The 13,759-nt window shown below is 62.1% G+C and carries 16 protein-coding genes; 4 read left to right on the forward strand and 12 right to left on the reverse strand.

All coding sequences use genetic code 11. The features are described from left to right. Positions 1–79: 79 nt before the first annotated feature. On the reverse strand, positions 80–1,300 hold the full coding sequence (locus NKH41_RS10410) for an alanine racemase (protein WP_352767725.1): 1,221 nt from the start codon (positions 1,298–1,300) through the stop codon (positions 80–82). A 225-nt stretch (positions 1,301–1,525) separates the two neighbouring features. Between NKH41_RS10410 and NKH41_RS10415 the strand changes: the two genes are divergently transcribed. Then, positions 1,526–2,443, forward strand: a complete 918-nt coding sequence (locus tag NKH41_RS10415; protein ID WP_352767723.1) for a DMT family transporter — start codon at positions 1,526–1,528, stop codon at positions 2,441–2,443. Positions 2,444–2,479: 36 nt separating this feature from the next. Here NKH41_RS10415 and NKH41_RS10420 read toward each other — a convergent pair whose 3' ends face one another. The 4 genes from NKH41_RS10420 to NKH41_RS10435 form a co-directional block, all read right to left on the reverse strand. Beyond that, entirely contained in the window at positions 2,480–3,169 is a 690-nt protein-coding gene (locus NKH41_RS10420; protein ID WP_352471536.1) for an RES family NAD+ phosphorylase, read from the reverse strand. Further along, positions 3,170–3,607: an antitoxin Xre/MbcA/ParS toxin-binding domain-containing protein gene (locus tag NKH41_RS10425; protein WP_352471535.1), complete on the reverse strand. Its 438-nt coding sequence runs from the start codon at positions 3,605–3,607 to the stop codon at positions 3,170–3,172. A 605-nt stretch (positions 3,608–4,212) separates the two neighbouring features. Next, positions 4,213–5,130, reverse strand: coding sequence for a methylenetetrahydrofolate reductase [NAD(P)H] (gene metF, locus NKH41_RS10430; RefSeq protein ID WP_023676795.1), 918 nt, complete (start codon positions 5,128–5,130; stop codon positions 4,213–4,215). Then, a complete protein-coding gene (locus tag NKH41_RS10435; RefSeq protein WP_352501078.1) occupies positions 5,130–6,152 on the reverse strand; it encodes an ArsR/SmtB family transcription factor in 1,023 nt (340 codons plus the stop codon). Before NKH41_RS10435 ends, metF begins: the two co-directional genes overlap by 1 nt. Positions 6,153–6,294: 142 nt before the next feature. Between NKH41_RS10435 and tsaA the strand changes: the two genes are divergently transcribed. After that, complete coding sequence (gene tsaA / locus NKH41_RS10440) at positions 6,295–6,813, forward strand: tRNA (N6-threonylcarbamoyladenosine(37)-N6)-methyltransferase TrmO (RefSeq protein WP_352767721.1); 519 nt, start codon at positions 6,295–6,297, stop codon at positions 6,811–6,813. Then, a complete protein-coding gene (locus NKH41_RS10445) occupies positions 6,813–7,124 on the forward strand; it encodes a DUF2293 domain-containing protein (protein WP_352767719.1) in 312 nt (103 codons plus the stop codon). Before tsaA ends, NKH41_RS10445 begins: the two co-directional genes overlap by 1 nt. A gap of 291 nt (positions 7,125–7,415) precedes the next feature. Here NKH41_RS10445 and NKH41_RS10450 read toward each other — a convergent pair whose 3' ends face one another. Then, positions 7,416–8,033, reverse strand: coding sequence for an MOSC domain-containing protein (locus tag NKH41_RS10450; protein ID WP_352767717.1), 618 nt, complete (start codon positions 8,031–8,033; stop codon positions 7,416–7,418). 207 nt (positions 8,034–8,240) lie between these two features. Here NKH41_RS10450 and NKH41_RS10455 point away from each other — a divergent pair, with 207 nt between their 5' ends. Then, on the forward strand, positions 8,241–8,807 hold the full coding sequence (locus NKH41_RS10455; protein ID WP_352471529.1) for a methyltransferase family protein: 567 nt from the start codon (positions 8,241–8,243) through the stop codon (positions 8,805–8,807). A gap of 84 nt (positions 8,808–8,891) precedes the next feature. Here NKH41_RS10455 and NKH41_RS10460 read toward each other — a convergent pair whose 3' ends face one another. The 6 genes from NKH41_RS10460 to ettA form a co-directional block, all read right to left on the reverse strand. Next, a complete protein-coding gene (locus NKH41_RS10460) occupies positions 8,892–10,013 on the reverse strand; it encodes a beta-ketoacyl-ACP synthase III (protein WP_352492730.1) in 1,122 nt (373 codons plus the stop codon). A 121-nt stretch (positions 10,014–10,134) separates the two neighbouring features. Further along, positions 10,135–10,473, reverse strand: coding sequence for a hypothetical protein (locus NKH41_RS10465; protein WP_352767715.1), 339 nt, complete (start codon positions 10,471–10,473; stop codon positions 10,135–10,137). A gap of 107 nt (positions 10,474–10,580) precedes the next feature. Then, positions 10,581–11,372 (reverse strand): trans-aconitate 2-methyltransferase, encoded by a 792-nt coding sequence (gene tam, locus NKH41_RS10470; RefSeq protein WP_352767713.1) that lies wholly within the window; start codon positions 11,370–11,372, stop codon positions 10,581–10,583. Then, positions 11,369–11,632 (reverse strand): type II toxin-antitoxin system RelE family toxin, encoded by a 264-nt coding sequence (locus NKH41_RS10475; protein WP_352501113.1) that lies wholly within the window; start codon positions 11,630–11,632, stop codon positions 11,369–11,371. Before NKH41_RS10475 ends, tam begins: the two co-directional genes overlap by 4 nt. 2 nt (positions 11,633–11,634) lie before the next feature. Next, positions 11,635–11,868 (reverse strand): type II toxin-antitoxin system RelB family antitoxin, encoded by a 234-nt coding sequence (gene relB / locus NKH41_RS10480; protein WP_352471524.1) that lies wholly within the window; start codon positions 11,866–11,868, stop codon positions 11,635–11,637. A 58-nt stretch (positions 11,869–11,926) separates the two neighbouring features. After that, positions 11,927–13,576 carry an energy-dependent translational throttle protein EttA gene (ettA, locus tag NKH41_RS10485; RefSeq protein ID WP_352767711.1) on the reverse strand — a complete coding sequence of 550 codons (1,650 nt, stop codon included), beginning with the start codon at positions 13,574–13,576 and terminating at the stop codon, positions 11,927–11,929. Positions 13,577–13,759: the final 183 nt, after the last annotated feature.

Here is a 13,759-nt window from a genome sequence, read left to right on the forward strand (position 1 = left end):
CACCAGAATTACCACTATTCATTTATTCACTATTCACTATTCACTATTCACTATTCACCATTCACTATTCCACCATCCACTAATCCGCCATCGTCTCCAGGCTGGCGAACCCCTGCGGCGCATCGCCTTCGTCGAACGGCGTCGCCACCTCGACGAAGGTGTCGGGATAGAAGCCGTTGAACCGTGTTCTGAGCGACAGCGAATAGGCGCCGATATGGCCGATCTCGATCCAGTCGCCGGTATCGACTGTCTCGGGCAGCCAGAACGGCCGCGACAATATATCGACGGAATCGCAGGTCGCGCCGCAGACCTTGAACGGCACGATGGTCTTGTCCTCGCCATTGCGCGAGCGGATCGCCGGATCGGGGATGAAGCGCGCCGGCAGCGTGATCTTGCCGGTCCATGAATCCGACAGCGACGCCCAGATGCCGTCATTGATGTAGAGCCTTTTGCCCTTGCGCAGCAGCACGCGCACGATCAGCGACAGGCAGCGCGCCACGATCACCCGGCCGGGCTCAGCCACCAGCGGCAACTGGTCGAACTGGTACTCCTGGAGGTCGCCCGACAGCCGCGACATGATCTGGCCGAGCGACGGCATTTCCGGCTTGCGGCTGTTCGGATCATGACCGTATTCGGCCGGAAAGCCGCCGCCGACATCGAGCCCGGCAATGTCGAAGCCGACGCGGTTGCGCACCCAGTCGGCGGAGGCCAGCGCCCGCTCGTAGGTGTCGGGATCCTCGATCTGGCTGCCGACGTGAAAGCACAGCCCGACCTTGTAGCCCGTCCGGTTCAGCCGTTCGGCCAGTTCGACCGCATTGGCCGGTCCGGCGCCGAACTTCTTCGACAGTTCGTAGGCCGCCGAGCCTTTCGTCTGGATGCGCACGAACACGGTGATGGCGCCCGGATCGATGTCGAGCGCCCGCACCACCCTGGTCAGCTTGGTGACCTCGTCCTCATGGTCGAGCGAAATGACGCGGATGGCGTATTTTTCCAGCGCCAGCCTGATGTCCGACTGCGCCTTCACGGGGTGCATGTAGAGCATCTCGGCGTCCGGCGAGACGGCGCGCACGGCGGCGAATTCGCCGGGCGAGGCCACATCGAAGGCACCGACGCCGGCCTCGACCAGGGCGTTGAGCACGATCTGCTCGCCATTGGTCTTGACCGCATAGGCGGTCTTGCCGGGAAACATGCCCATGAACTGTTTGGCGTCCGCCTTCAGCACCTGCGGGCGGAAGCAATAGATCGGATCGTCCGGGCGAAGCGCCAGCGCTGCCTCGCGGGCATTTTCGAATCGCTGCATGGACGAATCCCTTGACTGAGGCTGCGCACAATTAATCCAAGCTAGCGGCTAATGAAAACAATTCTATGTCTCGCCGCCCTGGCTTCGCGGCGCTACGCCGGTGCTGCACGCCGGTTATGAGCGAGCTAGGCCATCGCTCAGGTTTCGGGTGGCCCTTGCGGCCGGATCGGGTATGGCGTGAACAGACGCCTGAAGAGCAAGGCATCTCGTCTGGGAGGACGACCAATGGCGATAGCTGCCACCACCACGATGCGCGGTCCGATGGTGCTCAAGGACTGGGCGCAGCTTCTGCTGCTCGGCGCCATCTGGGGCGGCTCGTTCTTCTTTGCCCGTATTGCGGTAGCGGAACTTCCGCCGCTGGTGCTGGTGCTGTTCCGCGTCACCATAGCTGCGATCGCGTTGCAGCTCTATCTTGCGGTCCGAGGCCCGTCGTTTCGCCTCGCCTTGCCGCATGCCGGCCTGTTCTTCCTGCTGGCGCTCGCCAACAACGTCATCCCTTTCTCGCTGATCTTTGCCGGCCAGACCAAGCTTGGCGCCGGTGTCGCCTCGGTGCTCAATTCGACGACGCCGTTCTGGACGCTGATCCTCGCCAACGCCCTGACCAGCGACGAAAAGCTGTCGTGGAACAAGCTTGCCGGCATCGCCCTCGGTATCGCGGGAACGGCGGTGATGATCGGCCCCGGCCTCGTCGCCGGGCTCGGCGGTCCGGTCTGGGCGAAATTCGCGCTCATCGGAGCATCGCTATCCTATGCGGTTGCGCTGATGATCGCCCGCCGCTTCAAGGGTGTGCCGTCACCGGTCATTGCCACCGGCCAATTGACCTGCTCGACCATCATTATGATCCCGGTCGTTCTGTTCACCTATGATGCCGCCAATCTGTTTTCGGCCTCGCCGCCGGTCTGGGCGGCGGTGCTGGCACTGGCGCTGCTGTCGACGGCCTTCGCCTACATCCTCTATTTCAATCTCGTCGCCTCGGCCGGCGCCACCAACGCCTCGCTGGTCACGCTGATCGTGCCGGCCAGTGCCATCCTGCTCGGTTTCCTGTTCCTGGGCGAGCGGCTCGAACTGTTCGAACTCGGCGGCATGGCGCTGATCGCCCTCGGCCTCGTCACCATCGACGGTCGCCTGTTCGGGCGGCGTTAGAGATGGCGCAGCGAAGTTGTCGCTCCCGATCGTGCGCTATATGGGCGTGATCGCGGGAACAGATGAACCCTGCCATTCCAGACGCCAGATACCGCCTTGCCTGAGATTCTGAACGAGATCGGGAAGGAAGGCGGCAAGGCAGGTCCCGCCGACATGTCTCACGGAAGGATACACAAGACCGGTCGCGGCGTCTTGCTTGCGGAGTTGCTTCGCCAGCGCCTGACCGGCAGGATAGGCTAAGGCGGTATCCGGATCGAGCACCGGGTCCTTGCTGAACTCAGCACCGCGCAGATCGTGAAACGAGCCTATGAAGTCGGCAACGAGCTCCGCGTAGTCGGTGACGTTTTCAAACCGTTCGATTGCGGCAAGCTCGCGCGTCAGATGAAAAGAGACCTCGCCGAGCGCGGTTTCCGCATCGAACCCACAGTACCAGACGCCCCTGGCATCATCGTTGAAACGATTGCCGCCCGGACGGGTGTAAGCGAAAGCCGCATTGATGAAGGTGTAGCCCGGCCTCCCGAAAACCAGTTCGCGCGGATCGAGGTCGGGCAATCCCCCTTGCTGCGCCTGAAGACGGCCGCTGGTGGCCCCTTCGAGCTCCGCAAGGTCCTCCAAATCTCCATGATTCCTGGCCAACGGCATCAGGACCGGTTCCTTGAGCCTGCCTGTCGAAATGAGCCGGATCGTGTCGCGCTGGGAAATGTCAGCGCGCGGCGGGATCTGCATTCAAAGTCCACCGCGCAAAGCGTCGATGTGTTGGCGAACCTGCAGCAGCTTCGGAATGCCGCCCTCGATCATTACGTCCAGGGGGCGCCGGCCACCGTAAAGCGGCCCTTTGTTCGGCAACCGCACCCATTCATCGGCAAGCGCTTCAGAGAACAGAAGCCGCAGTCCCTTGAAGATGCCGATCAGGGCGCTGATGCGTGTCAGCGAATCCTGGGAGAGAACGCCCTCCCACTCGCCTTTCTTCATGCGGAACCAGGTTCTCTCCGACACGTCGCCGATCAAGGTACAGATCTCGGTGCTGGTCAGATGCCAGATGTCTGCGAGCCTGACGATGCCGGCAACAGCCGCTGGCGTGAGCCGCGCCCGTACCGAGGCATCCGCCAGATTTGCCGGCAAAGCCTGATTTGCAGGATCGCGAACCGCATAAGCGACACTCATTCCGGCCTCCATCAATTGGCAGGCAATATACTGCCAATTGGCAGAAAATTCAAGTCCTGGCTATCTCACAACGCTGCCGGTTGCCCACCGCATTCGTATAGCGTGCGTATAGCATGCAGCATCCGGTTGGATGCGCAAAGGATGCGTCGAATCTTCAGTCGTTCGAAAATCGATTCCGATTTTCCGCCGCGGTAGCGCTGCCATTCTCGCTGCTGCCACGGCTTTGCCACAAATTATTCACAGGTCCCGAGCCGGCTTTTGACAAAGAGTTTCAATGCCTAACGGCAAACGGCAGCTCGCAAATTCCACAATCTCGTCGCATTGCAGCAAAGTTTCTGCTTGCCTGTGGCACAAATGACCCTAGACTCTCGCCATAGCTCTTTAAGAGGAGGCTATGACATGGGACTGACGAGGCCGATCAACGCATTGATGATTTGTGCTGCGTTTGCATTCATCGGCGCCCTCATTATGGGCGTCCTTCCATAAGGCCGCTGAGCGGGGGAAGACCAGCACCGAATACTCCAAACCATTTGAAAAGGCCGGGCATTTTGCCCGGCCTTTTGCATTCCCCCGACCTTTGACATTTCAAAAAGGCGCCTGCCGCCTTACGCCGCGGCTGATCCCGCCGCCTCGACTTCGTGCGACCTGATGCCGATCATGTGGCAGATGGCGAAGACCAGATCGGCCCGGTTCATCGTGTAGAAATGGAAATCGCCGACGCCGCGCTCGACAAGGTCCAGCACCTGCTCGGCGGCCACGGCAGATGCCACCAGCGCATGCGTTTGCGGATCGTTCTGCAGCCCATCGAAACGCTCGGCCAGCCATGCTGGCACCAAGGCGCCGCACCGCGCCGAGAAGTTGGCGACTTGGGTGAAATTGTGCACCGGCAATATGCCCGGCACGATGGGTATGTAGATGCCGGCCCGCCGTGCCCGCTCGACATAGCGCTCATAGAGATCGTTGTCGAAGAAGAACTGGGTGATCGCCCGCGTCGCTCCGTTGTCGGCCTTGCGCTTCAGCATGTCGAAATCGGTGGCGAAATCCGGACTCTCCGGATGTTTTTCCGGATAGGCCGAGACCGATATGTCGAAATCGCCGGCGCCCTTCAGCGCATCAACCAGTTCGGCGCCATTGGCATAGCCTTCCGGATGCGGCCGGTAGGCCGCGCCGACGCCCTCGGCCGGATCGCCGCGCAGGGCGACGAAACGCTTGACGCCCATATCGGCGAACTCCCGGATCACCGCATCGACCTCGTGACGCGCCGCATCGACGCAAGTCATGTGCGCCGCCGGCGTCAGCGTCGTTTCATTGAGGATGCGCTTGACGGTGCGGGCCGTCCGCTCGCGGGTCGAACCACCGGCGCCATAGGTGACCGAGACGAATTTCGGCTTAAGCGGCTCAAGCCGGGTGACCGTGTCCCACAGCCTTGCTTCCATCTCATCGTTTTTCGGCGGAAAGAACTCGAACGAAACCCTGACCTTGTCGCCGATGTCGGGGCGGCGGGAGAAGCGGAACTGGTTCATCAGGCGGTTTCCCCTATCGGATACGCATTGGCCGGTTGTCTGTCGTTGGAAGGCTCGGCAATCAGCATGCGCCGATCGCGGCCGAGCCAGAGTTTGACGGTGAGCTTGGCCTCGTTGCCGCCGCGCGGCTCGAATTCCTGGCTGTCCTCGAGGTCGAGGCCGGCCTCGGAAAACCAGTCGCCAATCTGCCGGTCGGAAAAGCCGAGACGCATATGCGCGTGCTCGTCGCGTAAAAACTCCAGCGTGTGCGGCGCGAAATCGACGATCACCAGCCGGCCGGCCGGGCGTAGCAGACGCGCTGCCTCGCGGATGGCGCGGGCGGGATCGTCGAGATAGTGCAGCACCTGATGGATGGTAACGAGATCGAAGGCGTCGCGTTCGACCGGCGGCGCGAAAATGTCGCCCTGGCGCACCTGCGCATTCGAAACGCCGGCCTTGTCGAGATTGGCGCGCGCCACCGTCAGCATCTCGCGCGACATGTCGATGCCGACACCGCGCCGATAGAGCGGCGAAAAGATCTCGAGCAGCCGTCCGGTGCCGGTGCCGAGATCGAGCATCGACTGGAACGGCCGCTTGCCGACGAGCTTGATGAGGGCTGCTTCGACGGCGCGATCCGGCACATGCAGCGAGCGGATATGGTCCCAGCTTGCGGCGTTTACCGAGAAATATTCGGCAGCCCGGTCCTGCCGCTTGCGCTTGACTGCGGCCAGCCGTTCGAGATCACGCTCGACCTGCGGATCGGCGCCGCGGATGCCGGAGACCAGCCTGAGCACGAAATCGCGCGACGCATCGGAATCCGATAGCCGGAAGAACGCCCACGAGCCCTCCTGGTAGCGGCCGATCAGCCCGGCCTCCAGCAGCAATTTCAAATGGCGCGAGACGCGCGGCTGCGACTGGCCGAGGATTTCGGTGAGGTCGGACACGGTCAGATCGCCGCGCGACAGCAGCGCCAATATGCGCAGCCGGCTGGATTCCGCCGCCGCCTTCAATGTATCTACCATCGTGTCGAGAGCGACATGCATGCGAGCATTCTCTTTGAAAAGATATAAACATATGTTTATGTCGGTTTGGATAGGCTTGCAAGCGCTATGTCGCTTCCGGACAAGAAAATGACGCATGCGTGGCGGATCGCGCAAAAACGGACGCATGATCGGGGCGAGAACCATGTTCGAGACGCGCAGCGGCGAAAAGCTCCTGGAAACCGACCCGGCAACGATGCCGCCGGATGGCCATGTCGTCTTCATCGGCCGCATCGCTTCGCCTTGGATCACGCGGGAGACTTGCCCCAAAAACATGAAGGCCGCGCGGGAGACGGAACAGCCGGCGGTTCTCACGATCGATCCGCTCTATCGGGACGGCCTGCTTGGGCTGGAACGCGCCAGCCATGTGATCGTCCTGTCCTGGCTGCACCATGCGCCGCGGCAACTGATTGTCCAGAAACCCCGCCATGCCACAGAACCGAAAGGCGTCTTTTCGCTGCGCTCCCCTGCCCGGCCGAACCCAATTGGGCTGCATGTCGCAAAGCTGGTTGCCGTCGACATCAACACCGGCCGCGTCGATCTCGATGCCATCGACGTGCTCGACGGCACGCCGGTCATCGACATCAAGCCTTATTTCGCCTCGACCGATGCCTTTGCCGATGCGACCATCGCCGGGCGGGACGAGCCAGGGCCGGTGGAGTGATGAGCGCGCCGACCGGCCGCCGCCGCGCCATCGCCAAGGCACTGACAGCGCTGCTGCCGCTGGCGCCCTATGCCGACATGGAAAAGATCCGTGCCGATGCCGGCGCCGTGCACATGAAGACCTTGCCGCCGAGCATTGCCGTGTGGCTGGCGACAATAGCCCACATTCGCCATATGCACACCGACTACGAAAAGCTGCTGGCCGAAGGCTATGACCGCGATTCCGCGCGCTTCTTCGTCGTCGAACAGACCAACAATGTGCTCACCCGCTGGCGCGCCACCCGTCTGCTCGACGATGAGGATGAGGCGTAGAGCGACGGCAGGCACACGCGTCGAGTTCTGCGCTCTTCACTGCTGTGATTAGCGAAATCGAGAGGTGACGGCCAATCTCCCCCCTCGTGGGGGAGATGTCCGGCAGGACAAAGGGGGGCGCTGTCCCGCCAACCTCACGTCGGCAGCATCGGAACTTTCAAAGCCTGAAATAAAAAACCCGCCTCGCGGGCGGGTCGTTGGAGCCCAATTGGCACCATACCCAAATTAATAGCATAGCTGCCGGCACAAAGCAAGAACAAAATACGCCGTGACTAGAGGTCGCGTTCTGGACTAGGCCCGGTAAATCCACTGCTCGGGCACGCGCACCGAAATCTCCTCGCCGGCCGCGATCGTGCCGGGCTTCTCGACCCAGGCGACGAGCCCGCGCAACCGCTTCGCCGCCTTCGGGAACAGCAGCGCGCCGGCCTCATGGTCGGCCATACCGGCATTCTCGGCGACCGACCTGCCCGCGATCCGGCAAGGCCCGTTCTGCGCGTCGACCTTGACGGTCGCGCCGCCTTTGAAGAACAGCAGCGTGCCGGACGGCAGCATGGAGAGGCGCGGCAGGCCATCGATCAGGAGATTGGCGCCGATCCATTCCGGCTTGATCTCGGCGATGCCCATCCGTTCGGCGACGATTGCCAGTTCGTCCGCAGCCACGATCGACAATTGCCGTTCGTTGCGCATCTCAGTGCCGCGCCGATACCAGGGTTCCCGCCCGCCGGAGCGCCGCGTCGTGCCGGCATGGAAATCGCCGTCGATGCCGTCGAAACCGAGTTGCAGCGTATCCACCGCTCGTGTGTCAAAACGATCGAATGATGCGAGATAGAGCGCCGCCACCCTGGCGGCGAGTTTTCGCGACGGGACGATCTCGACCGGAGTTTCGGCTTCGGGAAACATATCCGGCATTGGTTTCATTCCTAGCTGCCGGATGCAGTTAGCCGAAGTCGATTCATAGGGTCCAGTCGAAAGCGTTGATGCTCCAATCAAGACGGCTGATACGGGTCGGCACCACCAGCGTCATGGTTGAACCAGCCTCATGCAAAAGCGTGCCGCATTGCTGCCGCGCTGCATCGGTTGATAATATCGATCAGGTCAAGCCCGCGGAGGTTCATCATGCATCCCGCATCGGCAATCGCACAGCTCTGGCTGCTCTGGGTGGTTTCATGGGCCGCGGCCGCCTTCTGGGCCGACCGGGCCGAAAAACGCGCCGGCTTCGGGGTGGAGCTTCCATCCCGCGCCGTCATGGTGCTCGGCACGATCCTGCTCTTCATCCCGGCGCACGGTTATGCCGGCCCGCTGAGGCTTTGGACGCCGAACCTTGCCGAAGCGTGGATCTGCGTCGCGCTGATTGCCGCCGGTCTGGCATTTGCCTGGTGGGCGCGGCTGCATCTTGGCCGCCTGTGGTCGGCCACGGTCACCGCCAAGGCCGCGCATCGCGTCGTCGACACCGGCCCTTACCGGCTGGTGCGCCACCCGATCTATACCGGCCTGCTTCTGGCGATCCTCGCCACCATGGCGGCGAAAGGCACTGTCTGGGGCGTTGCCGGCGCCATCCTCATCACCGTCGGCATCGTCATGAAGGCAAGGCTGGAGGAGCGTTTTCTGCGCGGCGAACTGGGTAGCGCTTACGACGACTATGCCAGGCGCGTTCCGATGCTGGTGCCGTTCGCGCCGGGCTAATGCATGTCGCCCAAAAGCATGCCCTCGGGCTTGAACCGAGGGTGTGCAGCGGTTTTGGGACAACGACATGCGTAAAACAAAAATCTAAAGCATGCGCAACAGCGCGCCGCCGATCGAGTAGCCGGCGCCGAAGGCGCAGAGCAGGCCGTAGTCGCCGGCCTTCATGTCGGCATGGTTCTCCGACAGGGCGATGATGGCGCCGGCGGCGGCGGTGTTGCCGAGGCGCTCCAGCACCATCGGCGCGCGGTCGTGGTCGACGTCATGGCCGAACGACAGTTTCAGGATCATGGCGTTCATCCGCGCATTGGCCTGATGCAGCCAGAAGCGCCGGATCGCTTGCGGCGTCAGCCCGTGCTCGGCCAGGAACTCGACGATGAATTTGTGGCCGGCAACGGTGACTTCCTTGAACACCTTGTTGCCGATCTGCTTGATCAGATTGCCTTCCAGATCGATCATGTACGGATCGTCCTGGGTGGCGCGGGTATAGTAACCGAGATTGGTGCGGATGCTGTTCGACATCTGCGTCCAGGCGCGCGTATCCAGCACCTCGAAGCGGCCCGGCCGCTTCTCGCCCTGGGCGAGCCCTTCGACGATCATCGACACGGAAGCGTCGCCGAAGATGAAATGCGTCTGCCGGTCGCGAAAATTGAGATGCCCGGTGATGATCTCCGGCGTCGTCACCAGCACGCGTTTATGCGCCCCTGCCCGCACCAGATTGACGGCGATGTGCAACGCCGCCGCTGCCGAAGAGCAGCCAAGCCCCATATCGAAGCCGGCGCCTTTCGTCCCCAGCGCCTGCTGCATTTCGATGGCGATCGCCGGATAGGGCCGCTGATGGTGCGAGGCCGAGCAGATCACCAGGTCGATGTCGCCAGGCTTCAGCCCGGCATGATCGAGCGCCTTGCGGGCCGAAGCGATGCCGAACTCGGCCTCCAGCGACAGCGCATCGTCGGGCCGCGCCGCGAAACGCGGCGCCATGCGGGTCGGATCGAGAATGCCTTCCCGTTCGATGACATGGCGGGTCTGGACGCCCGAGGCATGGACGATGAAGGCACTGTCCGATTTCTGTACTAGCGGCTCGCCCGACACCTCGCGGCGGACGTTCTCCATGTCCACCCAGGCGTTGAAGCTGGCGACGAGCTCCTCGTTGGTGATCGAAGCTTCGGGGATTTCAACGCCGATGCCGCTGATGATGACGCGATGCATTTCCAGTTCGTCCCGTGCGCAGGCGTTGCGGCTTCATGTCGACGCCGCAAAAAGCTCGGCGCAACCTCTTTTGCACCTAGCCAGTTTATGCCGGCTTAAATCAAGTCCCTGGGACGGGTCTTTACCAGGCGCAGAGCTTGGTATTGGTCTGCGGGTTGTTCCAGCAGGCACCGTCATCGCGGCTGCGCACGAATTGCCCGGGCAGCGGCACGTTGCGGCGGCCGAGATTGACATAGCCATAGGCAAAACCCGGTCCGTCGATTTCCAGGACGTAGGTCGGATAACCCGGCGCCGAGATGCGAAAGCTGCCGGCATCGTCCAGCGCCCGATAGCTGCACGAGAAATAGCCGTCGTCGCTGGTGAAGCAGCGCGCTCGCTTGGCCTCCGCCGATAGAGACAAGGCGAGCACAGCGGCCGCACAAATGCTGCCGCCGAAAACGAGCTTTTTCAGTGTCATCATCCACCCCCCCATGGCCCATGAAGGGCCGTGCCCCAGCGAGATGCGCATGACGGCGAAAGCCGGTCAAGCATCCGCCATGCACTGTTTTTGGGTGTAGCTAAGAGTTTCTAAGCGGAACGCCGCGCCACGATGAAGAGACGGGGAAAGCGCAGCAACACCTTGCCGCTTGCCGTTTTCGGATAGGCTTCGCTGATCCGGGCCGTGTAGCGCTTCAGGAAAAGCTGCCGCTCGTTTTCGTCGAGAGGATCGAGGAACGGCTTCAGCCCCGTCGATTTCACCCACTCGACGATCGCCTCGGCATCGGCCAGCGGATGGTTGTAGATCGTGTGCCAGATATCGAGCCGATCCGAGAATGGCGACAAAAGGTCGTAATAGAACGCGACCGGCGGCAGCGGCGCGCGGGCCGCGCGCTCGAGCTTTTCGGCAAACGGCATCTCGGCCGCGGTCTCCCGCATCAGCCGGTGCGAAGGTTCGGCCATATTGTCCGGCATCTGCACGGCAAGCGCGCCGCCGGGCGCCAAAAATCCCATCAACCGCTGGAAGACGGCCGGATGCTCCGGCAGCCATTGAAACACCGCATTGGCAAAGATCACGTCGACCGGTTCGTTCGGCTGCCACGCCGCCGCATCCGCCAAGGCAAAGCTGACACCGGGCAGGCGCGCCTTCGCCTTCTCGATCATGTCGGGCGAGGTATCGAAGCCGCTGATCTGCGCCCGCGGCCAGCGCTCGACCAGCAATTCGGTCGAATTGCCCGGCCCGCAGCCGATGTCGACCACCCGGCGCGGTTCCGGCACCGGCACCTGCGCGACGAGATCGCGCGCCGGCCGGGTGCGCTCGTCCTCGAATTTCAGGTAGAGGGCGGCGGACCAGTCGGGTCTCACCTTCGCGACTGTATTCATCGATAGACCTCGCGACGGTCGCCTACTTGAACCACCCAAATCGCGACAGCGCTATCATCGATCCTTGTCAGAACTCGGAATGAGCCCACACGATATTTCCAGAGACCTGCCAGTGGTCCTGTTAGCGCTTCGCCAAGTTCGCGTGGATTATCGCGCGAGGCGAGCCTGTTTTCCAGGAAGTCCACAATCCGACGCTGATCGGACCTTTGCAATCTGGAGATATCCTTCAGTGCACGCTTCTCGACACGAATTGTCCACACGATCAACCGTCACTGCGGTCGCTTGCGTCCAATCCCAGTCGTTCCTTAGCTTCGGCCAGAGAAAGCCATTCACCTTCACCATCGTTAAGGCGCTCGAGGGCGATTAGTCCGTCTTCCAGATCCTGAATTTGCTCGACAATGGCCTCAACGACTACGTCATGTTTTGTCCGGCCAGTTTTCCTTGCGACGATCTCGAGGCGTTTTTCCAGCGCGGTAGGAAGCTCGACATTAAGCATGTTTATCTCCTTCCGGTAATTCTACGAGCAGCCTGGGGCGCTTGCAACCAATCCGTTGTTACCGAGTCAGCCGCTTATACGTCATCCTGTGCGGATTGACCGCCTCAGGCCCAAGCCGGCGGATTTTGTCCTGCTCGTAGTCCTCGAAATTGCCTTCGAACCATTCGACATGGCTGTCGCCTTCGAAGGCGAGGATGTGCGTCGCCAGGCGATCGAGGAACATGCGATCGTGCGAGATGATGACGGCGCAGCCGGCGAAGCTCTCGAGCGCGTCTTCGAGTGCCGCCAGCGTTTCGGTATCGAGATCGTTGGTCGGTTCGTCGAGCAGCAGCACATTGCCGCCGGTCTTCAGCATCTTGGCCAGATGCACGCGGTTGCGTTGGCCGCCGGACAAGTTGCCGACCTTCTGCTGCTGGTCGCCGCCGCGGAAATTGAACGACGCGCAATAGGCGCGGGTGTTGGCTTCGAACTTGCCGAGCTTGACCACTTCGGCGCCGCCCGAGATCTCTTCCCAGACCGTCTTGGTCGGGTCGAGCGCGTCGCGGCTCTGGTCGACATAACCGAGCTTGACCGTCTCGCCGATGCGGATGGTGCCGGCATCGGGCTTTTCCTGGCCGGTGATCATGCGGAACAACGTCGTCTTGCCGGCGCCGTTCGGGCCGATGACGCCGACGATGCCGCCGGGCGGCAGCTTGAATTCGAGATCGTCGATCAAAAGCGTGTCGCCAAAGCCCTTCGACAGGCCCTCGACCTCGATCACCACATTGCCGAGCCGCTCGCCATGCGGAATGACAATCTGGGTATCGCTCGGACGCCGCTTGTCGGCTGCATCCAGCAGATCCTGGAAGGCCTGGATACGGGCTTTCGACTTGGTCTGCCGGGCTTTCGGGCTGGACTGGATCCACTCGCGCTCGCGGCCGATCGCCCGCTGGCGCGCATCGTCCTCGCGGCCTTCCTGCTTGAGCCGCTTGGCCTTGGCTTCGAGATATTTGGTGTAGTTGCCTTCGTAGGGGATACCGCGGCCGCGATCGAGCTCGAGGATCCAGCCGGTGACATTGTCGAGGAAGTAGCGATCGTGGGTGATGATCATCACCGCGCCCGGATAGGCCCGCAGATGCTTTTCCAGCCACGCCGTCGTCTCGGCGTCGAGATGGTTGGTCGGCTCGTCGAGCAGCAGAAGGTCGGGCTGGCGCAGCAAGAGCTGGCAAAGCGCGACGCGACGGCGTTCGCCGCCCGACAGCTTGGTGACATCGGCCTCCTTGGGCGGGCAGCCGAGTGCCTCCATCGCCATCTCGACCTGCTGTTCGAGATCCCACAGGTTGAGCCGGTCCATCTCGTCCTGCAGCTTGGCCGACTCGTCCGCCGTCTCGTCGGAATAGTTCATCATCAATTCGTTGTAGCGCTCGATGATGGCGGTCTTGGCGGCGACGCCTTCCATGACGTTTTCGAACACGTTCTTGTTCGGATCGAGCGCCGGCTCCTGCGCCAGGTAACCGACGGTAGCACCCTCGGCCAGCCAGGCCTCGCCGCTCCACTCCTTGTCGATGCCGGCCATGATCTTGAGGATCGTCGACTTGCCGGCGCCGTTGGGGCCGAGGATGCCGATCTTGGCGTCCGGGTAGAAGGACAGATGAATGTTCTCGAGCACCTTCTTGGTGCCGTAGGCCTTGTTGAGGCCGGCCATGTGATAGATGAACTGGCGTGCCACGCGCGCTTTCCCTGAAAAGTCGACTGATGTCGGATTGGATGGAAGTTGGGGGCTATGTAAGCGATGCAGCCGCGAACGGCAAACAGTTTTGGCCCTAAAGTATCCGTGTTGGTCAAGGGAGAGATGGTGTCCAGGTCCGATTGTCCCTGAGTAGTGCGTTTGCGAGGATGATGAGCTTTCGCA

The sequence above is a fragment of the Mesorhizobium sp. M1169 genome, from assembly GCF_040318345.1.
Classification (GTDB): Bacteria; Pseudomonadota; Alphaproteobacteria; order Rhizobiales; family Rhizobiaceae; genus Mesorhizobium.

Bases quoted from the DNA above. Each gene is read 5' to 3' on its own strand.
- NKH41_RS10410 (WP_352767725.1), bottom strand. From the start codon at position 1,300: ATGCAGCGATTCGAAAATGCCCGCGAGGCAGCGCTGGCGCTTCGCCCG.
- NKH41_RS10415 (WP_352767723.1), top strand. From the start codon at position 1,526: ATGGCGATAGCTGCCACCACCACGATGCGCGGTCCGATGGTGCTCAAG.
- NKH41_RS10420 (WP_352471536.1), bottom strand. From the start codon at position 3,169: ATGCAGATCCCGCCGCGCGCTGACATTTCCCAGCGCGACACGATCCGG.
- NKH41_RS10425 (WP_352471535.1), bottom strand. From the start codon at position 3,607: ATGAGTGTCGCTTATGCGGTTCGCGATCCTGCAAATCAGGCTTTGCCG.
- metF (WP_023676795.1), bottom strand. From the start codon at position 5,130: ATGAACCAGTTCCGCTTCTCCCGCCGCCCCGACATCGGCGACAAGGTC.
- NKH41_RS10435 (WP_352501078.1), bottom strand. From the start codon at position 6,152: ATGCATGTCGCTCTCGACACGATGGTAGATACATTGAAGGCGGCGGCG.
- tsaA (WP_352767721.1), top strand. From the start codon at position 6,295: ATGTTCGAGACGCGCAGCGGCGAAAAGCTCCTGGAAACCGACCCGGCA.
- NKH41_RS10445 (WP_352767719.1), top strand. From the start codon at position 6,813: ATGAGCGCGCCGACCGGCCGCCGCCGCGCCATCGCCAAGGCACTGACA.
- NKH41_RS10450 (WP_352767717.1), bottom strand. From the start codon at position 8,033: ATGCCGGATATGTTTCCCGAAGCCGAAACTCCGGTCGAGATCGTCCCG.
- NKH41_RS10455 (WP_352471529.1), top strand. From the start codon at position 8,241: ATGCATCCCGCATCGGCAATCGCACAGCTCTGGCTGCTCTGGGTGGTT.
- NKH41_RS10460 (WP_352492730.1), bottom strand. From the start codon at position 10,013: ATGCATCGCGTCATCATCAGCGGCATCGGCGTTGAAATCCCCGAAGCT.
- NKH41_RS10465 (WP_352767715.1), bottom strand. From the start codon at position 10,473: ATGATGACACTGAAAAAGCTCGTTTTCGGCGGCAGCATTTGTGCGGCC.
- tam (WP_352767713.1), bottom strand. From the start codon at position 11,372: ATGAATACAGTCGCGAAGGTGAGACCCGACTGGTCCGCCGCCCTCTAC.
- relB (WP_352471524.1), bottom strand. From the start codon at position 11,868: ATGCTTAATGTCGAGCTTCCTACCGCGCTGGAAAAACGCCTCGAGATC.